Genomic DNA, 26853 nt, shown 5'->3' on the forward strand with positions numbered 1-26853 from the left:
AGATTCATGCACTTCTTTCTAAGTCGTTGAAACGCAAAACTCATTTTGATGAAACTTTCTGTCCCTCCTGCCCTATATCATGACATTTCATAAGCAGATTTCGCTTGACATCTCGCAAAGCAAAGTGCATTTCAGATCTTCAGCGGGACACGATCCTGTTCTTTCCTGTGTTCTTTGCTTCATACATCAAAGTATCAACTTCAAGCAAGAGATCATTAACCGATTCGTCACTCCATTCGGCAACTCCAATGCTAATGGTCACAGGTATTTCGTTAGTTCTCTTCAGTGACTCACTTATTCTCTGCGCAGTGGAAAAAGCTCCCTCAACTCCTGTTGAAGGAAGCAAAATAACGAATTCCTCTCCCCCATACCGAAAGGCATAATCAATCTTCCTGATACTGGATATAATAAGCGAGGAAAGAGATTCGAGAATTTCATCACCCTTCTGATGACCGAAAGTATCATTGATGACTTTAAAATCATCAATATCCAGCATGATTACGGATAACCTGTTGCCATATCTCTTGGCTCTATTGATCTCGTACTCAACTATTTCAAACATCTTCTTTTGATTCATCAGCCCAGTCAGCGAGTCGGTTTCAGCCCTTTCCTTCAACAACTGATTTGCCGATGAAAGCTGACTTTGCATTTCTAATAGTTCTTCGTTCTTTTGGACTATCAATCTGTTCGCTTCATCGAGTTGTCGATTTCTCTTTGCCATACTTTCGATTTCTTTGAGTTTTTGCATCGTGGAGAAGGATGATCGCAACTTTGCGACCATTCTCGCTTCCTCTTCTTTGAAAATCTCTGCGTTCAGCTTAGATATTTCTCTATGGGTTTCCAGAGCTCCTTCAACGTCACCTACAATCTCCTGTATCTCTGAAATGACTGTAAGTCTCTGAAGAATCTCCGATTTGTTGCCTTTTGATTTGTGATATTCGAGAGAAGTGTTCAGGGACTCTAGGGCCGAACCTAATTCACCAATAGCTCTGTAATAGTTCGCCTCATAACGGCAGACTTCTGCAAGAGAAAACTCATCTTCAATCTCGTTGGCAACCTCTCTAGCTCTTTTCAGAAGATAATGTGCTTCATCCTCTTTGCCCGTGTACGTATAAATATCAGCAAGATTCATGTAGCTGTTGGGTAGGTCACTTTTGAGTGAGTTCTCTTCTTTGAGCTCAATGGCCTTCTCGATAAATACCGCTCCTGAACCATCACCTTTAATATTCTCAACTGCGATTCCCTTGTTGTTGAGATATTTGGCGAGAGAGTGATTGTCATTATTTCTCTGAGAGAGATCGATAGCTTTATCAATATATTCGAGAGAAGTCTCGAATTCTCCCATTTTGAGGTATACGCCGGCAATGTTGTTATAGATCATAGGCAATCGTGAATCATCCCCAAGCTCATCAAAGACAGATATCGCGCTGGCAGCATACTCCAGAGCCTTCGAAAACTCGCCTGATTGACAGCTAATTCTTATCATTGAATTATAGACAAAGCCAAGTTCAGAACTGCATTGATTCCCGATTTTTTCCAACTCTCTGCCAACAATTTCAAACGCAATCTGGGTTTCTCCAGAATCAACGAGGGATCTCTGAATCCTTTTGAGAAGCGAAATTCTCGAATCAAACTCCGATTCATCTTTGGACAGATATTCTTCATACAAGTCTGCAAAACTCTTTTCCTGTTTTATATGATCCATCTCATCCACCCTTTTCAAGAAGTAGCCTGGCTTGTTTCCAATCTGTCCTTTCCCTTTGTTTTGGCTTCATAGAGTAGCTTATCCACAACGGCAATGTATTTGTCTGCCGACTCGCCATTCCACTCTCTTGCACCTGCACTGAATGAAACCGTTATCTCCAGTTCTTGGCGAAAGGATTCCTTCAACCTTGAATAGACTTCGGTTGCCTTGTCTAGATCAGCTAACGGCAGCAGAACGAGGAACTCTTCTCCTCCATACCTGAAGGCAAAATCATTTTTTCTAATAGAAGACTTGATGATTCTTCCAATTTCCGAAAGAACCTCATCACCCTTTAGATGACCATATGAGTCGTTCACGAATTTGAAGTTGTCCAGATCGATCATTATCATCGTAAGAGGAGTGCCGTATCTCTCTGCTCTTGCGATTTCGTTTTCCATTGTAGTCCGCATCTTTCTATGGTTAAGCAAACCGGTTAGCGAATCGGTTTCGGCCTGCCTTTCGAGAAGCTTATTGGTTTTCTCAAGCCTGCGTTTCATGTCATGCAGTTCGTTGTTCTTCTCTGAAATTTCTTCATTGACTTTTCTGAGTTCACTGTTCTGCTCAAGAAGAGAACGCATTTCTCTGAGGTTTTCTCTTGCTTCGAAAGATGACTCGAGTTGTGCTAATGAACGCGCTTGTTCTTCTTTGAATATTGTACGATTCAGTTCCGTTATCAGTTTGAATGTTTGCAAAGCTTCATTCGCATTACCCATTAACTCATGTATTGAAGAGATCTCATTCAGTACGTCTAGCAGCTCCGTATTGTTTCCGTTTTTTTGGTGATACTCGCTTACTCCTGTCAACAGCTCCAGTGCTGAGAAGAGCTCACCTTCGGCCTTCAAAAAGCGTGCCCTGTACTTCATTGTCTCTGTCAGAGCTCGCTCATCCCCGTTTTCCCTTGCCATAGTAGTTGCTCTTTGGAGTAATTCAGAGGCCTCTTTCTTCTTTCCCGAATCGTAATAGAGCTCTGCCAGATTCAAATAGCTGTTGGGCAATTCATCCTTCATGTTGTTCTTCTCTTTGATTAAAATCGCTTCTTCAAGATACGGAATTCCAGATTTACCAGTTTCCGAGTTCTCAAGAATCACCGCAATATTGTTCAAACAACAGGCTGTATTAGTCTCGTCACCATTTTTTCTGGCCATTTGCAGCGCTTTGTTCGCATTCGAAAAAGCCTTATCATACTCTTTCATTTTGAAGTAGATCCCTGAGGTGTTAATCAAGACTCTGGTTAGCAATCCCTCTTCCTCTTTTTCTCTGCAGATTGTCTGAGCCCTTCTGGAATACTCGACTGCGCCCGCGAAATCTCCTACAAGCGCACTCAGTTTAATCATGGAGTTCAAAAGCACTGCCATTTCCAAAGAATCACAATTATCGAATCTTCTTATCTCCCTTTCAACGATTCCGTGGGCGGCAAGTGTATTTCCCTGATGATTAAGGCTGGAGATAGCTTTATTCAGATAAGTTATCTTTAGGGAAAGATCGCTTTCTGGAACCGACATGTATTCCGTCAGCAACTCAACAACTCTATCTTTGATTTCCGTATTGTCTTCCATCACTGTCTCCATTTCTTGTATTTCTCTGGATGTAAGTGCTTCTAATTATTCACGAGATAGAGCTAAAGCGCCTCCCTGAATATGGTAAGTGGAAGCTTAATCAAGGAATAAAGTCCGTATCTTCGTGATCATCATCATTCCAATATACCGTGATCACTTCAAAATTATTAAGCCTCTTTTCCAGTATAACCGTCATTTCATCGTCCGACACTTTCAGTCTGTTGTAGTTTGCTATCTGTACCCTTATGCCTTCTTCAAGGACTCTAATTACCCTATCCGTTTCGATTCCTCTTTCATCCATTCTTTGAACGGCATGCTGACTGAAAGAGATTTCCCGTTCCTCTTCTCTCTTTGCTACTTCATCTTTCTCGCTTAAACCTTTTATGAGAAATGCAACGACTATAACTGCAATAATCACCACTAAGGTGAAGAACATATCTGCCTCCAAGATGTTCTGCTCTGCGATTTTTAAATCTAGTCGCTTTCCCCTATCTTTAGCAGTATGTCATCCATTATATACGGATCCTCCTTACTACCGCCTCCGAAATGGTAGCTCTTAGGTTCTGGATAGATGTCCCGGTAAACGGCTTCGATACCATCGAAATCCCAGGTTGTTATGTATACTTTGAATCCATTTAGGCTTTCTGGTCTCCCGATGGTTTCACCGGGAATCCTTAGTACTACCTCGCTCTTCATTTTGTTTGTCTGTACAAGAGGAGTTGGAGATATTGCTGTGCCGAATGACTTGGGGCCGCTTCCTTCTGCAGAATACGCAACAATCGACCAACCGTTTGCAAAGATGAAATAATCCCAGTCAAGTCCGGCCGGCATAGTTGCATTCAAAAAAGGCAGGACCGTTGAACCAGTCTTGTGGGGATCATCGATGAATATCTGGAAAGTGACATGATCGAATCCGTTTTGTGGTCCCCACGTGTCAGTCAAATCCTTGATTCTCATGTTAAGAGAAAGCGATGCTCCTATCTGTCTCAATTCAACTCCCAACAGGTCCATCTGATTCTTGAAAGAGATATCCGTTGGATACTCGTATCTTCCCTCCGGTCCTTTGTCGTCTCCTTCTGGATCGGAAAGCGAAGACAAGAGCAGTTCCGGTATGTCGAGAACAACTGTATAGTCCTCACTGTAAATTGACTCCCTTTTCGTTCTTCCGTAAACTTTAAAGAGAATCGAGTGAATTCCAGGATCGAACTTCGATATGTCCCACTCGTAAGACCACTGTCCATCTTCGATTTCTATATCTTCGGCCTCCTCAATCCTTGCATCAAAGATTATCCTTGCAGAAGAAGCTCCTGAGGCAGTTCCTGTGATCGTATATGTCGAAGCAATCTTCTGAGCATATTCTAGATTGGCATTGAACTGGATTTCGGGGGAATCAACCGATTGATATTCCTCTGAAGCCATGCCAACATATACTGAGCGGGGATTCATTGTCATTAAGAGTTTTCCGTCCTTATCTACCGTATAGCTTTTCGAAAGCGAGTTGAAGGTGTAAACCGGCTGAATTACCTGACCCTCAGCCAAGCCTGACTCCATGTTTGCTAGAATCCGCCGCTCACCTGCAGTGTTCATTATGACGTAGATTTTTTCGTTGCCATGCTCCAGGCTGTAAGCAAAGATCCCGGGCCCATTGGGATCGGATTTCAGGACTTCAACTCTTCCGTATCTTAATGCAGGATGCTCAAGCCTGAGTTTGGCCAAATCGCTCGTGTACTTATATAACTCAGATTGCGTTTCAAAGTGGTTCAATCCGCCAGATTGGAAGCCGTCTTCAAACATTGCCGCTCTTGTTTCAACGAAGCCCTGTTCCGTACCGTAATACACAACTGGTATCCCAGGAACAGTGAAGATGAAGGCCAGCGCCTGCTTGAGGCTTGCTAATCCCGCTCCCTTAAGAAACCTCTCCATATCATGATTATCTATGAAGGTTAAGAGTCTAGTGTGGTTGAAATAACTCTGCCTTGTCTCGAGTCTGTACCCCAAATTGGCAGTAGGTTTTCCCTCCTTGAAAACACTTCGGAGCTCAATATTCAGCGGAAAATCGAGCATTGCATTCATGCCAGATTCGAAGAACTCCCCAATAACTCTTTCTCCAGTGTCTTCAAATGGGTCGCTTCTTACCCAGGCTTCACCAAATGTCAGGAAGTTCAATTTGCCGTTCTTGCTGGCGATTTCGTAAACACCTGACTCTCCATTCAAGAATTCCCTCCAGAATTCGTGGGGCACGTAGATCACGGTGTCTATTCTGAATCCATCGATGTCAGCCTCATCTATCCAGAAAGTATAAGAATCCTTCAACGCAGAGATTACTGAAGGGTTTTCCGTGTTCAAGTCATCGAGTCCCGACATCTGATAGTTGAACTTCTGATCCTGGTCGTTGAAATCAGATATGTCAGGTGTCCAGTGATATATGTTCTCGTCTCTGTGCTCCACAAAATTGTTCAGAGAGAAGGGGTATTGCTCCGGAGAATCCGATGGAATGCTTCCTGAATTCATTTCGAATTCGCCGTCCACGAATCTAAAATAGTCACCCACGTGATTAGGAACTATATCCTGTATTACTAGCAGACCTTTCTCATGGGCTTTTTCTACCAGCTCCTTATATAGAGCTATGTCGCCGAAATGTTCATCGATCCTTTTGAAATCTCTCGCCCAGTAACCGTGGTAGCCACCGTAGTTGACCCAAGGATTCCACCACTGGTTGGCAACGGGAGGCGTAATCCAGATTGCAGTCGCGCCGAGTCCTTTGATATAATCTAGCTTATCGATTATTCCCTTCAAGTCCCCACCATTGTATCTTGAGTTGTCACTACCAGCCTCTCCTAATCCCATGTCGTCGTTGGATGGGTCACCATTTGAAAACCGGTCAATCATTAAAAAATAGACTACTTGATCCTCCCAGACAGCTGACGAAAGGCAGATTGGTGTTACGAAAAGCATTAATAGAAGAGCGATGAATACTTTCTTCATACACTTAACCTCCTGAGTATTAGATCAAAACGCTATCGAGAAATTCGCCAAGGCTCTTGACCCGGAGTCTGTGGTCTATATGTCTGTTGTACGGCCAGTCCATTATGTATGTATTGATCCCGTGATCAAGTAGGTTCTCTATGTGATGAGGGGCGTCGTCGACCGCGAATTCAATGCCAAGTACTTCGCATAGTTCGCCCTTTCTTGAACTGACTATTACCGAAACTGGTTGACCAATCTCTTCCTGAATCCATCTTTGAGATTGGGTCTGAACATTTCTCCCTTTGGTGGGAAAGCGAGAAGTAATGAAGTAGACCTCATGCTGACCTTCGGCTATTAGTTCTCCTAATCTCCTAAGATCTTCATCGCTTGCGTATGAAGGTAGTGATTCGTAAAAGTTTGGTGTGTTTCTAATCCTTTCCCAGACCCTTTCTTCCATTTCAAGCGTCAAGTTGGGCACGCTTTTCCAGAAATCCCAGATCTTGACTTCGACTTCGATCGGTACTTCATCATACATTTCATGGGCAATTCTAAGAAATGCAAGATTGAAGTTTGTGAGAATATCATCTATGTCTATCATAATTTTCATCGCTTCACCTCCGCTTAGAAAAAGTATATATCATACAAGTGCCTCTTCTAGTAATCACCAAAGTACTCTTGCAACTTTAATCGTCAATACCTGCCGTTAATTTGTTTCGATTTGTTTCCGTTCATTCCGTATTCACCAAGCTTTGTCATCAAATGACGTTTGTGGGATAATCAAGACAAGGTCTTCTCTTAAGGAGGAAGAAGAATGTTCGAACTCAAGGAAGTCGCACTGATATATGAAACAAAGAAACAAGCTCTGGCAGCGCTAAAATCAACAAACCTAATTATAGAACAAGGAGAAGAGGTAGGAGTTTTCGGCCCTTCCGGTTCAGGAAAGTCTTCCCTTCTCTTCATCATGAGTACTCTGAAAGAGCCAAGTCGCGGCGAAGTTAAATATGAAGGTAAGGAAATCACCGCTCTTACTCCATCGGCAAAGGCGGAATTAAGGCGGAAGGAGTTTGGTTTTGTCTTTCAGGAACACTTCTTGATTAATCATTTAACTGTGAGAGAAAACATCCTGATCCCTATAAGAGATAAACGAAGAATCAAAAGGAGAGTCGAGGAGATTACTACTGCGCTTGGACTTGATGACTTGCTGAAGAGGTTTCCTTATGAACTCTCAGTGGGGCAGAGCCAAAGGGTAGCTGTAGCGAGAGCTTTGATAGGAAATCCTAAGGTCGTTTTTGCCGATGAACCGACCGCTTCACTCGATGATGAAAACGGTCGAAAAGTAATCAACCTGTTGAGATCTTACTGCTCGAAATCAGGAGCGACTCTAGTCTTGGTCTCTCACTCAGCGGAAATTATCGGTGATTTTAAGAGAAGGATCAAAGTTGAAAACGGGCAGGTATACGAGGATACTGTGAATGCTTAAGTACATTTGGCTTTATTTCAGGAGAAGGCCCGGGAGAATTCTAGTCTTCATATTTGTTGTTGCTTTAGGCGTCGCTGTAAGTATCGTTTTGAGCTCGATATTTCTCTCTTTTGGAGAGACCAGAAGCAGGATCTCGAAGATCAACGAAAACTGGATTACTGTGCAGTACCTTTCCGATACCGGTAGAAAAGAAGAGATCGATGACAGCCTCAAAGAGATTTTTGCAGACGTATCAGGCATTTCAGATGTGATCCAGGTAGATATCGCTTATCTTGGTTACAATCTTTTTGGAAGCGCGAGAGCGAATTTTCCTGTTTACGGAATAAAGCAAACCGACATTGCACGGATTTTGCAGCTGAGCCAGTCTTACATAGTAGACGGAAGGATTTTCTCCCCTAAAACAAATGAAATAATGGTTTCCGACTCGTTCTTAAAGGCCTCCGGAGTCGGTATAGGACTAGTGTACGAGGAGATCTTCGAGACGGCGAGCACAGGGCTGTATAATGTTGTTGCTGCACTTAAAGGCCCTTCGGTTTTTGGAATCGGTCCGTCCGGGATTTCAGGAGGAAAAGGGGCATATGGATTCATAGTGCTTTCGGAAAGAGGTTTTTCAATAGCGGTCGAAAGTGAGTTGAGGTCAAGAATAGCCGGTGAAGAACTCAAAGTAGGGGTTCAAGGTCCCATCTCTTCAAGAGAGAATATAGAAAGAAGTTATTCCGGTTACTACCTGGGAGTCCTCCTGTGCAATCTCTGCGTTGCTCTTGTGTTTATAATTGGACTTACAATGCTTAACTCGGTCAGCATTCGTGAAAGAAAAAAGGAATACGGTATTCTGGCCGCAATTGGCCATTCACCAGCGAGCCTCGGTGCGAGACTTTTCTTTGAATCCGTATACCAGTGTGCCGCCGGTTGGATTATTGGTCTCTTTGCGGGAAGGATTCTTGTTTCATATCTAGAGACTCGATTTTTCGAGCCCAACGGTCTGTTTGTCGGCGATATCTTTGTCTCTACGATATGGACACTAGTTATTCCAGCAATAACTGTTGTATTCACTCAAGTTTTGATCGGGAGTCACCTGAGTCGAGATCTTGTGGGACTTCTAAAGAGCTGGGAAAAGAAGAAAGGGATACTAAAGAATAGATTTAAGAACATAAGTTTGCCGTGGCTTCGATTTCCGCTGAGAAGCGACGGCTATAGATCCCTATTTGTAAACATAATAGTTTTTGCCCTTCTCGTTACGCTTTTCGGATCATTGCTTTCCTCGCTTACCGATACTATCCGCGATAGTGGTCGGTTCTTCGATAGTTGTTCTTATGTCCAAACTACGGAAAGTGGTGATATTGAACTGCCAGAAGAGATTGTTTCCCGATCCAGGGCTGTACTTCCCGCTTCACTTTTAAACCTAGATGTGAAGCTTATCTTTGGAACCACAGAGATCTTCATTCCCGTTGTTTCATCGAAGGATTCAGAGCTTGTGCCGACACTTGTGGGAGGTACTTCAGAAAACGCATTCTATGTCAGCAAGGGCCTGTTCGATCTAATAAATAGCGGAGAGGTTAACGGCTATGGCAATTCTTCACCGGTTGTGCTTCCGTCCCTTTACGGTCTCTCCGGTATCGTTGTGGAAGAAGAAGTTGCTGCCGAGGGGCTATTGATTTTTCACGCTGGGGATGATCTGGTTGAGGAAATCAGGTTATTTGCTTCTGAAGCCGGTGTAGTTGAGGTTGTAGATCGTCGCTCATTCGAAGCTAAGATTCTCAAGGAGAGTCAGTTCATGAATCTCATAACCTCGATTATCATATATCTTCAATTCTTCGTAGTTGTCATTATTGCTATCGTCACTGTTACAAGGATAGTTCTGGGAAGACGAAGAGAGCTCGCTATTAGGAACATTATTGGTCAGGGAAGGGGTGAAATAGCTCTGCTGCTTTTCGGGGAGTTGATTTTAGTGCTATTTTCAGGAGCCACAATCGGGTTTCTCCTGGGAACAATTAGCTGGAGTATATTCGGGGCATTTTTCCTGTCTGGAGTGTACATTTCATCATTCGTGGCAGCCAAGGTTTTTCTTAGAATCTTTATAATGATACTAATTGTCTTGTTTTCTGGTCTTGCAATGGAAAGGTATCTGATATCCAGGCAGGATCCTTTGTCGATTATCGAAAGATAAGTGTAGAAATGAGGTTTAGAGAACTGGTTAGCCCACCCGATGCTTATGAGACAGGTCCGTTGAACAAGATTACTGATCTTGAAGGAATAGAGGTAGGACATTTCACTTTGATTGAAGACGCGCCAAGATGTTTGCGTACCGGCATAAGCGTCGTAAGGATTTCTGGGGTATATAGATCTCCGATTCCAGCGGCGTGCAGCGTTTTCAACGGTTATGGGAAATCGATGGGCCTTGTGCAGATAGAGGAGCTCGGGACTGTGGAGAGTGACATCTTTCTCACAAATACTCTGTCGATAGGGGCTGTCCAGCAGGGAGCAGCGAAACTAGCACTTGAAGACAATCCTGAAATGGCATCCTTAAATGTTGTTGTAATGGAGTGCAACGATGGGTTCCTCAGTGATATTCGCTCACTATCTATCAGAGAAGAGATGGTATCTAAAGCTGTAATGGATGCAAGAAAAGACTTTGCTCTTGGTAGTTGCGGAGCAGGAACTGGAATGATCTGTTTCGGGTATAAGGGGGGAATAGGATCTTCATCCAGGATTATTGAATTCGATGGGAGGAAGTACACCGTGGGGGCGATTGTCCTATCGAATTTCGGGAGATCTTCCGATCTTAGAATACCTTCGCTAGAGTTGTCTAACGACAGTGGTAGTTCAGCTCAAGGTGCCGGATCCCTGATCATGATTCTTGGCACCGACCTTCCCTTGATGCCCCATCAGCTGAAGCGGGTCTCGCGACATATGAGTCTTGCCATAGGCTTGCTTGGAGCTCCCGGACATCACGGAAGCGGTGATATCTCTCTTGCTTTCAGTACTGCGAGGGAGTACTCTTTGAGCGATCAGCGATTGATGAAAAATGAGAATACGATTAGCGAGATATTCAGGGCTTCCACATGGGCCTGCGTTGAGGCCATAGTTGATTCGATGCTTTCTTCCGACAGTATGACTGGCTTCAAAGGATCGGTCAAATCTTTGAAGAGCGCAGTGATTCGCAAACCTTGAAATTAATCTAGTTGAACTGTGTCGACCACTCTGCACGGTAACCTATTGATGTTAAGATTGAATATTCATTTATCGGGAGATGAAAATGAATGTTTAAAACTCGAGACCTAAAGTCGAAAGAAGTTCTGGAGAAGCGTTCGACAAGATTAGTTTCATGAATATCGATGGCTACCGTGATTTCTTATCGCTTCTAAGGAACGGAATTATTCTGTGTGAGTTGACATTCGAGGGACGCTGCAAAGTGATCGATGCAAATTCAGCTGCGCTTGAAACTGAAGGTCTTACGAGAGAAGCTGCCATTGGAATGGACCTTGAACACGTGTTTCCTCCGGCCCGGGAATTCAGTGTAATGGGCGGAGTTCGTAGAGTAAACGAAACGGGCATTCCACTTCAAATTGGATCGAAACATAATCCAGAAACAAGAAGCGAGATTTGGAGAGATGTATCGATTTCCAGACTTTCTTCAAATGTTATCGCCATCGTCTACAATGACTTTGACGAATCATCTGAAGCGAGAAAGGACCTGAAGAAGAGCAAATTAGATCTAGATAGGCTGTTTTCAAACCTTCCCGGGATTGCCTTCCGATGCAAGAACGACAAAGACTGGACTATGGAAGTTCTCAGTGGGGGATTGGTTGATCTTGCAGGCTATAGACCGGAAGAAATAATTGGAAACAAAAAACTGTCATATGCGGATCTCATCTTTTCGGAAGACAGAGAAAAAGTCTGGAAAAGTATACAGGAGTCTTTTACCAGAGACGATCATTATGAGATTGAGTATAGAATAGTGACCAAGTCAGGCATTGTCAAACACGTACTGGAAAGGGGGAAAGTAATCAAAAACCCAGCTGAAGATCAGTCGTTCGTAGAGGGTTTCATCTCCGATATAACGGATCTTAAGGCTGCAAAGATCGAGATCGAAGAAAGCAAAGAAAGACTCGAAAACACTTTCAAGAGTACTGTGAATGCTCTTTCGAAGATCACTGAAATCAGAGATCCTTATACCTCCGATCATCAAAGAAGAGTTGGACTCCTCGCTGAAGCAGTATCTAGAAAAATGGGACTTGAGAGAAAGCTTTGCGAAAACATCAGAATAAGCGGGCTCCTCCATGACATTGGTAAGCTTTGGATCCCTTCAGAGATTCTAAGTAAGCCAGGTAGACTCAATAAAATAGAAATGGAAATGATCAAGGAGCATCCACGACTTGGTTGTGAAGTATTAGGGGAGATCGAGTTCGGTTTCCCGATTGCAGAATATGTTATTCAACACCACGAAAGAATGGACGGTTCCGGTTATCCAAACCGATTGAAAGGTGAAGAAATATCTCTACCGGCAAGAATAATTGCCGTTTCAGATGTTGTGGAAGCAATTTCATCACATAGACCATACAGACCTGCTCTTGGACTGAATGTCGCAATAGAGGAAATCACATCCGGAGCCGGAACTCTTTACGATCCTTCCGTTACAAGGACTTGTGTTGATCTTCTGAAAAATGGTTTTTCCTTCTAGTAGATTACTGGGAGGGGATCGCCTCTATGATGTTTCTCTTTATAGAAAACAGGGGAATCCTTCTTCCTGTGACAAGAACCTGATACGTCCTTCCCACTTCTAGCATCCTGAAGACCTTAGACGCAGCATAAAAGCCCTGGCTTTCTGCGTTTCTCACTGTGAATTCCTCGCCTGACTCGGAGATTATTCTGTAGTCGGAATTTCCCGCGCTTGAATTGTCTATCTTTTTTATGACGGTAATCTCAGTCATCACTACCGCTTTGTCACCCCAGGTAAAGACCATAAAGAAGGCAAGCGCCACCAGTATTGTACCGAGTACTACAAAGATCTCTCCAGAAATATCTTTGAGTCTTCCTTTCAAACAAATCACTCTCCAACTTGCTACGTCTAAACTCTTTCGATTTTCCAGGCTGCTTTCCTGAGTCTATTCATTATTGCGAGACCGACTCCCGTTTCCGGGAAAGGCTCCGCTATAATTTGAGAGAAGCTCATGTTCTCCTTATTTCTGAGCTCTTTGAAGAGATTTGATGCGACTTCAAGAAGGTTACTTCTCGAACCGAGAACCACCTTCTTTACTTGAACGGGATAATAGTCCCGGAGCTCTTCGGAACAGAGCACAAGTGAGCTCTTCCTTCCGGCGATGATCCCCACTTTGCTGACTACCAAACCCAACTCGCCTTCCACAAGTATCAAAGGAATGTCAGGTGAGTAGTGACGATACTTCAAGCCAGGAGACAAAGGATCACCGAGATACTGCTCCCGGCCAGATGCAAAGCCCGGTATTTGTAGATCTGGAAGTACGCATTTGAGCTGATCTGGATCTATCGGCCCGGGTCTCAAAAGAACAGGTCTTTCCCTCGAAAGATCTATGATAGTCGATTCTAGACCGAAGACTGTCGACCCCGAAAGGATAATACAGCTGACTCTCCCATCCATGTCTTCTACTACATGTTCTTCCCTGGTTGGACTGGGCTTTCCCGACAAGTTGGCGCTGGGAGCAGCAACTGGGACACAAGAAAGCTCGATAAGCTTAGAAGCTACCGGATGAGACGGAAACCTGATGGCGACCGTGTCAAGCCCAGCCGTTACCGAGTCAGGGATTCTTTTTCTCTTCCTGAAAATGAGAGTTACTGGGCCTGGCCAAACAGTGTCCATCAAAGCTGAGTACTCGCTGAGATTCTGCAAAACAAGATCGGCGACCATTTCACGACTGGAAACATGAACAATCAGCGGATTGTCCTGCGGTCTTCCCTTTGCATGGTAGATTTTCGAAATTGCAGATTCATCTAGGGCGTTGGCGCCCAACCCGTATACCGTCTCCGTTGGGAAGACAACCAACTCACCTTCCCTGATAAATCTCGCTGCTTTTTTCAGTCTGAACTCATCCGGTTCCTCTGAATTTACTCTCAAATAAACTGTATTCATTCATCCTCCGTGATTCAAAAGAACTTGCTGATGAATTTCCAGAGCCACAACATTCCCGTAATACATACACTGACAATAAACCCCGAAGTGATTGGAAACCAGAACTCAAAACCATCTCGGCTTACATGAATATCTCCCGGAAGCCTTCCCAGACTGAGACCTGCCTTCCGGAAAATGAATAGGAGCAAAGCAATCGCCAGGCACAACAAGCCCACTTTCGCCAGGAGTTTCTCAAAAGCCTCCGGACTTATCACACGATCACCTTCCTCATAAATTATAAACTATTTCTTTGAGGCAAAATGAAAGGGTTTTGCCGAAGGAATCGCTCTTGAGAAGAGCGCAGGATAGATTGATTGTTGGGGTGGGATCAAGAAACAATCAGAGAAAGTCCACCACTTGATTTCATCGCCCACGGGTTTCCCCCGTTTTCTTTCTGGTAGAGTCAGCGTTATCGTCCTTTCAACTTCGGTGGTTCAAGTTTCCCTGCTTGACAATGAATATTGTCACTGCTTCGTTCATTTCGAATCTGCGGGTTATCTCAATCAAGTTTCATCATGAAGTCGGCTGCATCGGTTCTCTCTTGCCACCCCTGTTTCGCATAAAAGCCACGTCTATATGATTCTCTGTCTCTAATGTTTATCAGTCTGATACGACAGCAACCTCTTTCCCTCGCTTCATTTATGGCTCTTCTTAGAAGTTCACTGCCAAATCCCTTTCCTCGCCAGGCAGTCTTCACAAAAAGCTCGCCAACGTACCCTTCCGGCTTACCCATGAAAAGGTAAGGCAAGAAATGGACGCTCGTGTACCCGGTTAACTCGCCGCCTTCTTCCGAAATGAGAATTAGGTGATCATCTCTTTCAACACTCCATCTGATCATTTCCTTCACACTTTTCAGATAAATCTCTTCTTCAACATTCTTGGTTTTGAACCATCCGATATCAACTAATACCTCGTGTAGACCGGGAGCATCATTCTCTCTAATCTCTCTTATGATCATTCAGATCACGCCCTTTCACATTCCATGTCAAGCCCATTATTCCACAGACGATACTGCACAAACATTCAGTTAATCCTTATGTGGAGAATCCATTTCATCATCTAAAGTCAAGAGCAAGCACTGTGCAGATCTTGAAGAACGGAGAATCCGGGATTCTTTTCCAGCAAACTTCTATCCGATGATTGTGAATCAAATATCTTGAAAAAGAGATTTCTTACGGATACTCCTTTCTTCACTGCCCACTAATCGGGCCTTCTCTCAAGCCAAAAAACCTGAACTAACTCTTATCCGGGGTCGAGATCTTTTAAGAAGTAAGAGCAAATCTAAATGATCGTAAAAGGCTTAATCAGCCTTATTTGAAGAGGCTTGAGCCATCTAGCTTGTATTGACACGACCAGCGCACCATGATAGAATGAACTCTGTAGGGTGGAGAGATGGCCGAGAGGCCGAAGGCGCGTGCCTGCTAAGCACGTGAGGGTTTATACCCTCCGAGGGTTCGAATCCCTCTCTCTCCGCCATTATATTGATTATGGGTGCCCGTAGCTCAGCTGGATAGAGCGCTAGACTGCGGATCTGGAGGCCGGGCGTTCAAATCGCCCCGGGCACGCCATTAATCCTTTGCTATAGAACCATCTCTTTCAGTCTCTCCATAATTTCCTTGGGCTTTGAAATGCCGTAAATGCAGTTCCTTGGGTTAGCAACGAATTCTTTTTCGGTACTCACACTTCCGATAAACGCTCCACCTCGAACGTTCTGAGTACCAGTGTCGGCACTAAAGCCTCCCAATACGCCCCTGTCTCCCGAACCCATTCCAGACGATGTTACAGGTATCACATGACCTACTCCCAACATAAGTTCGAAGAAATTCCTTTTAAGCATCACGTTTGTGATGTGTCTGGCTACGATCATATGGGAATTCGCTCTGAACATTCCATAAGTTACCTCTACTCCCGCATCGCTGAGATTGTACTTGAAGGTAGTTCTATAGATCTCCACAAATACTATGCCAAGAAGCCCTGCTACGATGAAGAGCAGAACCGGACCGTTATCAAATAGGGGCTTCAAATCATTGTAAGTTTCTTCCGGGAATAAGTACCTAACGAGCCATCCAGAAGCGTTCAAGATTGCCGGCCAGAAGAACCAACCGAATTTTTTTCGCGAAAACGCAAGCAAAATGCCTGGAATGACGGTCAAGGCAATCCAGCTCACTATTAAGAACAGCCAGTTGTTTCCATCAATTCCAGAGAGGTCAAAATTGAGATAGAAAACGATTCCCAGTACGAAGTAGTAAGGGTAAATGAAGTATCTGATCATGAAAGAGCGACGCGTTGGTTTAAGATCCATTTTTACCGCCTCCGGCTTTTGAGATCATTTGAAGGAGCTCTTTCTCGAAGCTGTCAGAGTCTTCCAGCACTATCTTTTCGGTTTTCCCATCTCTGAGAAAGAGAAGAGTAGCTTCAGTGGGTGACAAGAGATCTTTAAGAATATACAGGTACAGGTTCATTTGAAAACGATACTTATTCATGAATCTCTTGTTCAGACTGGCAAACTTGAAATCTACTATCCTCCATTTTCCATCCTTCAAATATAGTTTATCAACTATTCCCATTAAAACGTACTTTCCGAATCCATGCTGGAAGTGAAATTCGCTGAAGACTCTTTCCGCCCCTTCTATTTCTTTTATCAGCGGATGAGCTACCAGAGTGGAAAGAACTTTTTTCACTTCAGACAGATCATATTCGTTGAAGTTAATCCTGTCAACTGAGACTGGCCTACCCCCGCTAAGAATTGATTCGAGAGTCGTGACTGAGCCGCGCTTACTGATGACTCCCACCGGTTCAAGCAAGTAATGAGCAAGAAGGCCGATATCTGCGGCATTCTTTACAAGACCGGGGCTTCCAGCGTATGATCGCGATTCCAGTTCAAATTCGTCGTCTGCAGTTATCGAAGTTGGAGAGAGGTATTTTATGTACGAAGAGTCTGTCAGAGGCAGTACCGAAGTGACTTCAGGTAACAAAGGTTCTTCAATGTAAACAGTCTCTTGAATGGATGGAAGATCGATTGGATAGAAGTGTTTTACTATCCCTTCAAAGGAAGCTTCAACCTTATCGCTTTCCGGTTGGAGCAAAGAACTGCATATCATCTTCGACCATGGTCGGGAGGAATCACCCCTACCATTTAGACTGATAATTATCATCTCACGTGCTCTTGAAAGAGCGACATAAAGAGTGCGCTTTTCTTCTTCATACTCCTTCTCCTCTTCTAGCGATGCCAAACTTCCGATCAGGCCTTCTTCTCTGTCAGGTTTACCTTTACTTATCAGAAAGCCTCCATCATGGAAGAAAAGTCGCCTGTCAGAGTTCTTCTTTTTCCAGAAAGTGTCACCTACAATCACGATTGGAAACTCCAGTCCCTTTGATTTGTGAACGGTGAGAATCTTCACACTGTCTGATTCCTCTGTTTCAAGAGCGGCTTCAGATTCATCGCTGGAATCTATAAAAGCCTTGATGTTCGAGGAGAGCTCGCGAAGCGAGCTGCCCATTCTATCCAGATCCTTCGCAAGCTCAAGAAGCTTTTTGACATTGGCGATCATTCTCTCTCCGGATTTCAGCGTGGCCAGCTTAGGCAAGTAATCTGTTTCTTCAACGAACTTCTCGAGGATTTCGCTCGGTGACAGAATGTACTTAAGTTTTCCGAATTTCTTGAGCAGATCTATTAAGTGCGCAAATCTGTCCTCTTTGCTTTCCATGAGGGCAAAGTACAGTGGCAAACGTCTGAGATCTCTTTTCGACCTTAGTGATAGGACTTCATCAAGAGAAGCCCCGAAAGCCGGCGAAAGCAAGAATGATACAAGATTGTTGTTGTCTAAGGGATCTACTAGGAGATCGAGCCATGACAGAGGTCCGGAGACCTCGGGCCGTTCGTAGAAGTTTCTGCTTCCAACGGTGTAGAAGGGAATATTCAATTTTTCCAGTGCATTCTCGTAGCTAGAGATCTTTGAAAAGGTCCTAAGAAGAATGGCGATATCACCGGGGACTATTCGCCGTTTCTCGTATTCACCGGTCTTTGTTTTGAAAACAAGCTCCTCTTCAATTAGGGCCCTTACGGATCTTGCGACCTCTCTCGAATCGTCAGATGATTCCGTTCGAATTATCCTCACTCTCGAAGACTCAATATCTCTTTGATATGGTAGAGACTCTATGTCTTCATCGTAAATCGAACGAAAAAACTCGTTTTCGAAATCCCTCTTCATTATCTTCCCAAAAAGCTTATTCTGAAAGGTAACAAGATCGGGATGTGAACGCCTGTTGATTCGTAGGTTTCTTAATTCGCCCCCGTTATTTTGAAAGCTTTTCATTGTCTTGTTGAATACCGATACGTCCGCACCGCGGAAACGATAGATAGACTGCTTCGAATCTCCAACAAAAAAGACTCTATTCTTAGTCTCTTCCCGAAGGAGTCGAATGATCTCGCTCTGAAGCTCATCGGTGTCCTGGAATTCATCTACGAATATAAATTTGAAGCGGTCTCTATATTTCTCCTGGACTTCGGGCATCTTGAGAAGCAGATCCCTCGTTTCTGTGAGCAACTGATCGAAATCAAGGAACCCCGATCTTACAGTCCTGTCTCTGTAATCGGAAAGGATTTCGCTATAGGCTGCCGCAAAGGACTTCGAACCCTCGATGATTTCATCGTCACTTATGATTGAGTCACCTAAGAGACTTCCGACAGGAGATGGATTCAGTGCCAAAGAATGTCGTTTATTTGATATGGCTTCTTTCACAATTCTAAAAGCCTTGTCTAAGCCCGTAAGCTGAATCAAAGGTTCCAGGCTTTCGAGGTTATCTTCGAAATATGTTCGTACAACCTTTTCTTCAAGCGTCGCTCTCCTCATTCCGCTTAGAATCTGGAAGCCCGGATCTATTCCAGCAAAAAGGGCAGACTCCCTCAATATCCTTTCGCAGAAGGAATGGATGGTGGAAATCCACGCGTACGACATTTTGTTTCTTAAGGGTTTCCAGCTTCCGGGATGCCCGGAGGCTATTCTATGATCGATTTCCGTTATTACTCGATCCTTCATTTCCCGTGCCGCCTTATTAGTAAAAGTAATTGCTACAACATTATGAACATCAAGCCGTTCTCCGATTCTGAATGACCTGTCGAAGACCCCGACGTACTCCTTAACCAGTGAAAACGTCTTTCCAGTGCCGGCAGAAGCGGTGACAAAAATGTCTTTATTCATATTCTTTTCTGCCTTCTCTCCAGGTTATGGACCTCTTTATCTCGGAGAATCTGCAGCTGTAGCACTTACTTGCAGACACTGTGAATGAGGGAGTGAACTCGCCAGAATAGATTCCCTCGTGTACTTCCTTTAACCATTTGAGAAGATCAGACTCCTTCACAATCCTGTTGTCCTTTTTCTTACCCGCGAATTCCCAGACCTTGCCTCCTTCTGAAGAAATGGTTCTGAAGGCAGCTTTGTTCACGGTTTTTCCGGTCAAAGTCTTGAATACTCCTCCCGCAACATCAAGGCTTTCATCTTCGAGAAGTTTTTCTGCAACAAGCGAATAGAGGAGCAGCTGTCTTTCATCGCCGCTATCACCGCGCTTGTAGTCTATTAGATAGACAGAGGAACTGGATCTGTCGATATCGACTCTGTCGATCTTTCCCCTCAAGTAAAGGTTTTCGAGTAGCTTCACTGGCTCAGTTTCACCTATTCCGAAGGCCTTCTCGAAGGCGTATGGAATGAAATTGTCTCCCATGAAATTCGGTCTCTTTCCTTCCCTGACTGTTATGTACTCGTGAAGTACTTCGCTCAGGCGTTCAAATTCGAATCTGAACACGATATTGCTATCATGCATCAGGTGCCTCTTGATGTTCTCGGCAAGCGAATCCTGCCAGTCTCTATTCTTGCCCGAAAAGAAGTCCTTCAACACTGAATGAAAGATGTTGCCCTCATCAAGAGGCGTCAATTCAAAGACGTATTCAGGGGAAACATCCAGACCAACAACATAAGAAAGAAAGAAGGAAAACGGACAGTCATGATAAGACTTCAGTCTTGAGAAGGAGAAGACGTTACCGACAACTTCCTCTAAACGCCTTCTGTTCTGGACTGACCAACTGAAATCTCTTCTGAAGTTCGAGAGGACGGTATCTAAATTGCTCAGAGGGGGAAAGCTCTTCAGAAGATCCCATTTTTCATTCAAGAAGAACTTCACAGCGGAGATCTTCAACTCGGATTGGCTCATAGATGCCCGGAGTTCCGGAATGTATCCAGATCTTCTTCCCACCTTTCTTCCTTCTCTAGTGGTCTCACATCCCGAACTCTCCGCCACATTCTTCAGGTATGGAGAAGGTAGAATTGGTTCACCGTCGATCGTCGATTCAGGCAGAGAGAACCTCACTGATTCTTCAGCAGTAGAAATCGACAGATACAGGTTGAGCCTTTCGTGTGTTTCCTCATCAAGAAGAAGGTCTCTGGGTCTTGAATCTCCAAACTGCGTGAAACTGTACAAAGGATTCATTTCTACGTGCGGATAAGCACCGTCAACAAACCCAACGAAGATCTTCATTCTTTTCTTCGAGAAGCGCGAATTGATGAGTGACTGTATCTCAACCCTGTTTGCCTTGTTCCTCGAAAGAGGAAACTTGTCATGCTTAAGTAGAAGCATTAGATATCTGTAGTATTCTCTTGGGGAAACAGAGGACTTCCCCATGAAATACAGAAGTCTCTCCAGGTAAGGTAGGGTATGTTCGAAAAACCTCACTATTGCATCCATCTCTCTGTCTTTAACTTCACTCTCATACCCGGTTAGACTTTGGATCAGAGAAAGTTCTTTTTCCCAAGTAATGAACATTTTCCGATAATTACCGACATCTCGCTTACGCAGACTTCGAAAAGAGTCGAGGAGTCTGAAGATTCTTTGAACAGCCGGAACTACTTCGCTGTCAATTCTTTCGATCGTCTCATCAAGCTCCTCAGCCGCGCTCATTTCGAGCTCATCGTCGGCAAGGGAAATTATTGCATTTCTTCTTTCTTTCATGAGGTCAACGAGTCTTGAAAGCCTCTCATCCCAGGAACTCCGTCTCTTTTCCAAGGAGAGCCACATATTTGGTCTCTCGTAGATAATTCTTGACATAGCAGCGGCGGATTCAATAAAACTTGAATCAACTTCTCCCCCGTAGCCGCTGTCAGCCATAGCGATTATCTTCTCCGGTGGGAATCCCAGAACCGCGGTTTCAAGTGGCAAGATTAACCGTCTTATCGAGAGAGATGAGTGAAGCTCTTCGTCGCCTTCTATTCTGTGTGGAACACCGTATTCATTCAGCTTATCGGAAAGCAATTTGCTGTAAAGATTGAAGTCGGATGAGACAATCGAAATGTCACCTGGTTCGCAGGCGGAAATAATAGATTCCTTCACAAATCTCGATACACCTTCGACCTCGGCGAAGATGTCAGGATAGACCACAACACTCACCGAATCACAGTTCTGCTCTACTTTACCTGGAGAGAACAGGGCTTCTTTGAACCCGTTCAGACCGCTTGAAGAAGAACTTTTCTCGAAGAATATCCTTTTGATTTCGAGATCTGTGCTATTTTCGGCTATCTCATCGATCGTCTCAAGTATCGAATCTATGTTTGAAAAGAGACTTTCCTTGTCAGGTTCTTGAGTAATGGTAATGAAAACTTCCCTGTATGTTGGAATGATGGTCTTGAAAAAGATCTTCAGGGCCGGACTGAAATCATGAAACCCGTCGAGGAAAAGAGTGTCCCCGAATTCCTCGTTAATCAACTCATCCTTGTGCTCTTCAATCCTCGTATATGCGTCGAATGTGTCAAAGATGTTTCTTCTGGAGAATCTACTGTCAAGCTCGTTGTAAATTGACTCTAGAACGGAGACTGCCTCGTCTTCCGTAGAGAATATCCGGTCGAACCCTCTATTCTCTTTTACATCGTGAATCATTTCAAGAAGGTATTCGACGAATACGGGCGAGTCGGCGAGTTCGCCCTTTCCCATTTGATCCAGAATGTCACCGATCTCCAACCTCATCAAATGATTCCCAACGTGAATAGAATTCGGATTCAGTCTACGGAAAACCTCTACGGCAAATTGATCCATTGCGAGGAATCTCGAAGCCGGGATAGTACCCACTCGCGATATGAAATTCTCTCTAAAGTATCTTACGTGGTCGCCGGAAGGTCCCACGAAGAAGTAGGAGAACGGATCTCTCCAATGGACGGTCTCGAGTTCTCGAAGCAACCGCTCAGTCTTTGCTGAGGCTAAAGGACCTATGAATAGCGTAATCTTCATCTTACTCCTCCCACAAATTCGATTCTATCATCCGCTGAGTGTTGTGGAAAATCGCTGAGGATTTCTATAGAAACACGTAAACCTAGGCACCCACGAAGCCCGTAGGAAATCCACGAATTCTTTCGTTGTAAAGATAGTTGATTTTTAGAGTGCGCGCAGATCTTTTAGCCTCTTTGAATCAAATCTCAAATAAACTGTCATCGAAGGCGAAGTAGAACAAGTCATTAAGGCAAAGTTCGTCAGAAAAACAAACTCCTCTTTTAATCCCCAAAGGCCTCAAATGGAAGAAGAGACCTCTTGACTGACCTCTGTAGGAAGAGGTTTCGAGATCCAAAAATCGCCGCGGTTGAAATAGCCGCTAGAGATGGAATATAGACGACGCTCTCCCCCGCAACTCTGGCTTTTTCATAGTACGCAATCACTTGATTTTTTGGGTATCCTTCCAATTAAGAGTATGGGATTTACCGGTTCCTAATCATTATCAACGAAAGACTGCTTTGATCTCGTTCATCAGAGTTCCTTTTTACAGATCTCTGTTTAGTGAAGCAATTGTCTTTCGTTATAAGTCATCCTAGAATACTAGATCAACTCTTAAGGAAGGTGTTTAGATACCGATTTCTTTTCCTAATCAATGCGGCCAACTCTTAACACTTCTGTCACTTCTAGATTCTCCCCTCGCGAATCAGAGAAAAAGAACGTATTGCTAGACATAGTGCAAATGCGAGGAGTCCATGAATATTACATCTGTAGTAGTCAATCAGCCGTCCGTGAACTCTTCTCTTCGATGTTTTTGGTATTTTCTGGGGGATTCAGTTTGACGATAAAAAAGAGTACGAGCATCGTCATTCCAGCAACAGTCAATGCCATACCTACTCCCAACTTGTCCGCAAGGAATCCAACTATGGGCGCTATTATTGCCACCAGCAGAGTCTTCAACTGAGATTCGACAGATAGACCTGATGCCATAGTTTTGTGGTCTATGTTATCGCTTATGTAGCTTATATTGATTGGTCTTCTGAAATTCTCCAGAATGTAGAGCAGGAAGAATACTATCACTGCGATTACTTGAAGAGATACTATTTGAAATAACCCGCTCAGTATGACTAATATCGCCCCGAATATATAAGAGTAATTCAGCGATCTCGCCTCGTTTCCCAGTTTTTTGCTCAACCTTCCGGCATTCTTAGAAGCATAGCTTGTGGCGATGAAGATCACGAAATATACGACTCCTACGATTACGGAGGTTCTCTGCTCCGGGCTGAAGCCAAGCATTATCGGAAGACCAAGGGCGAGAGCCTTTAGAATTGGCTGCAGATACTCCTTGATGACTTTGAAGAAAGCATCATACAGTGACGAGTTGAGAACACCTTTGAGTGCATTGGCACTTCTGAAAATCCCCAGGAAGGCTTTCAATGTTTCTCTTTTCTCCCCGGATTTCAGTTCACCATCAAGTTCCTTGGGGTACATCATCAAATTCACGAGGTTTACGGCATAAGGCAATACTGAGGCGAGAAAGACTATCTTGTAGCTACCCGTGTAAAATACAAGGAAGGCAGCTATCAAGGCGTTTATTGCTGAACCTAGTTGTGATGCGGCTCGCGTTGCGCCATAGTAGTGAACCTTAATATCGGTCATATCATTAATTCTCAGGTACTCAAGTATCATTGCTTTGTGAGTTCCGGTACGGAAGGCTTCCCCAAAGGCGAAAGCTATCATTGCAACCATATATATGTAGAAGTTCGGAAAGAAGTAAAAGACTAAAAAAGAAGAAAGATAGGAGATCATCGAAAAAACCATGGACAATCTTCTTCCAAACAGGTCAGCGAATATGCCGGTCGGGAGTTCCAGGAAGTTAGTCGCTACTTCTCGCACGGAGACAAGAGTACCGATCTGAAGGAAGGAAAGTCCCATTTCTCTGAAGAACAAGATAAGAAAAGGGTCGAAAAAGCGAAGATTCTTAAGGAACCCGTAAGCTGCGAATCTATAGAACTGCCCGTCCCGTTTTATTTCCATTTGAAACCCCTCCCGAAGAGTTCAATAGAGAAATTATACTCTAAGAAAACTCTCCGGGTCCGGTGATTTCACTTTATCAGGAAAATTCTTAAGATTAGAGGGATCAGTATCATTGCGCTCATGACCCACTCCCACTTCTTTGCACTCTTGTACGCGTTATAAATAAGCACAGAAGATAAATAGACTGCTATCGCAATATACAAGTAGGTCAAGTTACTGACATCTCCTTTCTCTTGTCTACTAAGAGAAGAGCAACAGAAACGACTACAAGTCCAGCAATGAAGAGGGGATAGAAGAGCCAGCTGTTGGCGAACCTACCTATTTCGTTTGAGAATATTATGGTTAATGTGGCGAAAATCATTGTAATGAAAAAGGCAGGCATTGAACTGAGCCAGATTTTGAAGTAATTCTTCTCTCCGACGACATGGGCCGCAAATATCCCGGCAAGCGCAGTTGGGGGTACCATGTCACCGAGCCCCGCGAGGAGGGAGAGCGCCGAACAGACAACGATGTCGTTATTCCCGAGAAATGCAAGCAAGAACGGAACTCCCAGCACTGAGGCAGAACCATAGGAAGACACTGCACCGAAAGCAGGGATGCCAAGTGCAATACCAACCAAGAGCGCGCCTTGAGGAAGACCGTTGAGAAATCCCACAATTAAACCCCTCACGCCGTTCAGAGTCATAATCTGAATAAACATCCCGACTCCAATGAGAATCGAGAGTATACCAAGAGAGTTCTGAACCGCTGAAAGTGAGATCTTGAAAAGATTTCCCCTTGCTCCAGTCAATGATGCAACAATTGCCGATATCATGAAGATCAAGGGAAGACCAAGCGAAAAGCCCCAACTCACGTTTTCAAGCACCATGAGTATCACCATTATTATTAACGGAAGATACACCGCAAAGCCCTTTATTGGCTCCCTTTCTCTTGTTCTCACGAACTCCTGGAGATCGACCGGTTTAACCTGTCTAACTCCAATAATCAGAGAAGTGACAATTGCCAGCGGAAATGTCATCAGCAGAAGAGGGTTAGTGAAACCGATATATGGCATGTCGACACCCTGACCGATTATCATTGCGGGTAGATTTATTGGCGGGGCGATCATTCCATATATACCGCTCATTGCGATTATCGATCCCGCTCTCCTTTTGCTAAGCCCCAGGGTCTTCAGAACCGGGAAGGCGATAGCACCCGTTGTAAGAACCGTAGCCGTTGATGATCCAGTAATCATACCGGCTATCATTATGAAGAAAGTCATTAGCACGAGAAGAAAAGTCGGTTTCTTGTGAAAGGCAATCGTCATGTTGCCTGCAATCGTGTCCAGAAGACCCGATACCTTGATTGATTCCATAAAAATCATTGCTGAACCAATCACAAGTATCGTGTCGATGTAACCGAATCCTCCTTCAACGAGATGCCTCAGAGGGAAGAACTCGCCGAAAGCAATTGAACCCGCAAGGGCTGAAAACATCAATGAAACTGATATTGGGATTTTTATTATTGCCAGACCTACGAAAGTTGCAAGCATTACCAAAAAATACCAGACTTCAGGTGTATAAATGGCTGTCACCCCCGGTCATTCAGTTCAAAAATGAGAATATTCCGTTCTGCATTACTTCTTCATAGGTAGGTAAGTTTTCGACCTCAACCGTCTCGCCAATCATCATTTCATATGCACTGAACAAGGATCTGATTATCTGAAGCTGAAGACCGGCCCTGTGAGTCAATGGGTAATCGGGATCATCAATAACATCGTACTTGTCTCTCCAGTTATCCTGCCCGGGATTTGGAGTCTCTGAAAGGAATGAAAGCGAACCTGTTGCGTCACGGATCTCAAGGTGACTTAGGCCTCTAAAGGCTCTGTTCGATTCTTCGAGTTTCATAGATACTCCATAATAAGCCTCGATTTCCATGATCGCCACTGCACCTATTTCCAGAGCATCTGGATGACAGACCAGCGTATAGGCCAAACTGCTACCGGATCGTTCATTCCCCTCGCTGTCTATATAACTGTCAGGTGTCCCGCTTTCATGCATATCTAGATTGAAGTCTACATTCTCAGTGTCTATCAGCTGGATAATTGCGTAAGCAAGCTGCTGCGTGGGATTGCCATCTGCTACTCCCGGATACTGCCTGTTCAGATTTCTCGCCTCTGCTCCATCTTCAAGAGTGAAATCGGATTGTGCATGCTTGAAGATTTCTGGATCGGGTATTCCCTGATCCAGAGGATCAGTTCTTCTATCTCCGTACACAAGAAATCGAGGACCGGATTTACCTTCTATGGCTATGAAATGGGGTGCGTGCCCTGTCTCATCTTTTATGGAGGCAGCGCTCAAATTTGAAAACGGGATCACTATCACCTTACCCTTCGTGACGATCACATTTTCTATGAAAACTATTGCCGCAGTTGTTCCCGAAATTTCCCTGGCATGAGTACCACCCATGAGAACAAACGTAGGACCCTCCACTCCGCTGTCCATGAAATAGACCGGGGTGTCCATGTTTGTGTTTCTTATGGGAGAAAAATAATCCGACAACCAGCCAATATCAGTTACCCCATAACCTGGACGGATGTCGGGCCTCAAAAAAGCTCCAAATACAGCAGAAGTAGATAAGAGAACGATGAAGAAAATTGCTTTGATTTTCATTAGTCTTCCTCCGATTAAGAATAAGG

Annotated in this window: 19 protein-coding genes and 2 tRNA genes; 6 read left to right on the forward strand and 15 right to left on the reverse strand. The window is 44.1% G+C overall.

The window, feature by feature from the left end:
- Positions 1-139 precede the first annotated feature (139 nt).
- The 5 genes from Y696_RS12745 to Y696_RS12765 form a co-directional block, all read right to left on the reverse strand.
- Positions 140-1705, reverse strand: coding sequence for a GGDEF domain-containing protein (locus Y696_RS12745; protein ID WP_099773011.1), 1566 nt, complete (start codon positions 1703-1705; stop codon positions 140-142).
- A 14-nt stretch (positions 1706-1719) separates the two neighbouring features.
- The gene (locus tag Y696_RS12750; protein WP_259459954.1) at positions 1720-3300 is read right to left on the reverse strand and encodes a tetratricopeptide repeat-containing diguanylate cyclase; all 1581 of its coding nucleotides are present in this window, start codon (positions 3298-3300) and stop codon (positions 1720-1722) included.
- A gap of 100 nt (positions 3301-3400) precedes the next feature.
- On the reverse strand, positions 3401-3736 hold the full coding sequence (locus Y696_RS12755) for a DUF4258 domain-containing protein (RefSeq protein WP_099773010.1): 336 nt from the start codon (positions 3734-3736) through the stop codon (positions 3401-3403).
- Positions 3737-3774: 38 nt separating this feature from the next.
- The gene (locus tag Y696_RS12760; protein WP_121510731.1) at positions 3775-6285 is read right to left on the reverse strand and encodes an alpha-amylase family glycosyl hydrolase; all 2511 of its coding nucleotides are present in this window, start codon (positions 6283-6285) and stop codon (positions 3775-3777) included.
- Positions 6286-6304: 19 nt separating this feature from the next.
- Positions 6305-6874, reverse strand: coding sequence for a 5' nucleotidase, NT5C type (locus Y696_RS12765; protein ID WP_099773008.1), 570 nt, complete (start codon positions 6872-6874; stop codon positions 6305-6307).
- A 204-nt stretch (positions 6875-7078) separates the two neighbouring features.
- Between Y696_RS12765 and Y696_RS12770 the strand changes: the two genes are divergently transcribed.
- From Y696_RS12770 to Y696_RS12785, 4 genes are all read left to right on the forward strand, one after another.
- On the forward strand, positions 7079-7747 hold the full coding sequence (locus Y696_RS12770) for an ABC transporter ATP-binding protein (RefSeq protein ID WP_099773007.1): 669 nt from the start codon (positions 7079-7081) through the stop codon (positions 7745-7747).
- The gene (locus Y696_RS12775) at positions 7740-9914 is read left to right on the forward strand and encodes an ABC transporter permease (RefSeq protein WP_121510732.1); all 2175 of its coding nucleotides are present in this window, start codon (positions 7740-7742) and stop codon (positions 9912-9914) included. The genes Y696_RS12770 and Y696_RS12775 overlap by 8 nt, the downstream gene beginning before the upstream one ends.
- A 59-nt stretch (positions 9915-9973) precedes the next feature.
- A complete protein-coding gene (locus Y696_RS12780; RefSeq protein ID WP_259459955.1) occupies positions 9974-10918 on the forward strand; it encodes a P1 family peptidase in 945 nt (314 codons plus the stop codon).
- A gap of 241 nt (positions 10919-11159) precedes the next feature.
- Positions 11160-12428 (forward strand): HD domain-containing phosphohydrolase, encoded by a 1269-nt coding sequence (locus tag Y696_RS12785; protein ID WP_259459956.1) that lies wholly within the window; start codon positions 11160-11162, stop codon positions 12426-12428.
- 4 nt (positions 12429-12432) lie between these two features.
- On the opposite strand, the gene Y696_RS12790 is transcribed toward Y696_RS12785, so the two are convergent.
- From Y696_RS12790 to Y696_RS12805, 4 genes are all read right to left on the reverse strand, one after another.
- Positions 12433-12789 (reverse strand): hypothetical protein, encoded by a 357-nt coding sequence (locus Y696_RS12790; RefSeq protein WP_006487186.1) that lies wholly within the window; start codon positions 12787-12789, stop codon positions 12433-12435.
- A gap of 26 nt (positions 12790-12815) precedes the next feature.
- Positions 12816-13853 carry an L-threonylcarbamoyladenylate synthase gene (locus Y696_RS12795; RefSeq protein WP_006487187.1) on the reverse strand — a complete coding sequence of 346 codons (1038 nt, stop codon included), beginning with the start codon at positions 13851-13853 and terminating at the stop codon, positions 12816-12818.
- 14 nt (positions 13854-13867) lie between these two features.
- Positions 13868-14107 carry a DUF2905 domain-containing protein gene (locus tag Y696_RS12800; RefSeq protein ID WP_006487207.1) on the reverse strand — a complete coding sequence of 80 codons (240 nt, stop codon included), beginning with the start codon at positions 14105-14107 and terminating at the stop codon, positions 13868-13870.
- 284 nt (positions 14108-14391) lie between these two features.
- Positions 14392-14850: a GNAT family N-acetyltransferase gene (locus Y696_RS12805; RefSeq protein WP_099773003.1), complete on the reverse strand. Its 459-nt coding sequence runs from the start codon at positions 14848-14850 to the stop codon at positions 14392-14394.
- 428 nt (positions 14851-15278) lie between these two features.
- Between Y696_RS12805 and Y696_RS12810 the strand changes: the two genes are divergently transcribed.
- Positions 15279-15368: transfer RNA gene (locus tag Y696_RS12810), tRNA-Ser, on the forward strand.
- Between the two features lie 15 nt (positions 15369-15383).
- A tRNA-Arg gene (locus Y696_RS12815) sits at positions 15384-15460 on the forward strand.
- Between the two features lie 11 nt (positions 15461-15471).
- Here Y696_RS12815 and Y696_RS12820 read toward each other — a convergent pair.
- From Y696_RS12820 to Y696_RS12845, 6 genes are all read right to left on the reverse strand, one after another.
- A complete protein-coding gene (locus Y696_RS12820) occupies positions 15472-16194 on the reverse strand; it encodes a PH domain-containing protein (RefSeq protein ID WP_099773002.1) in 723 nt (240 codons plus the stop codon).
- Entirely contained in the window at positions 16184-19093 is a 2910-nt protein-coding gene (locus Y696_RS12825; protein WP_121510735.1) for an exodeoxyribonuclease V subunit beta, read from the reverse strand. The genes Y696_RS12820 and Y696_RS12825 overlap by 11 nt, the downstream gene beginning before the upstream one ends.
- Complete coding sequence (locus tag Y696_RS12830) at positions 19086-22163, reverse strand: PD-(D/E)XK nuclease family protein (RefSeq protein ID WP_006487216.1); 3078 nt, start codon at positions 22161-22163, stop codon at positions 19086-19088. Before Y696_RS12830 ends, Y696_RS12825 begins: the two co-directional genes overlap by 8 nt.
- Before the next feature lie 753 nt (positions 22164-22916).
- Entirely contained in the window at positions 22917-24176 is a 1260-nt protein-coding gene (locus tag Y696_RS12835; protein WP_006487217.1) for an MFS transporter, read from the reverse strand.
- Positions 24177-24384: 208 nt separating this feature from the next.
- Entirely contained in the window at positions 24385-25749 is a 1365-nt protein-coding gene (locus Y696_RS12840; protein ID WP_014731161.1) for a TRAP transporter large permease subunit, read from the reverse strand.
- Positions 25750-25759: 10 nt separating this feature from the next.
- The gene (locus Y696_RS12845) at positions 25760-26827 is read right to left on the reverse strand and encodes a succinylglutamate desuccinylase/aspartoacylase family protein (RefSeq protein WP_006487220.1); all 1068 of its coding nucleotides are present in this window, start codon (positions 26825-26827) and stop codon (positions 25760-25762) included.
- Between the last annotated feature and the right edge of the window lie 26 nt (positions 26828-26853).

Source organism: Mesotoga sp. H07pep.5.4 (genome assembly GCF_003664935.1).
In the GTDB taxonomy this organism is placed as follows: domain Bacteria; phylum Thermotogota; class Thermotogae; order Petrotogales; family Kosmotogaceae; genus Mesotoga; species Mesotoga prima.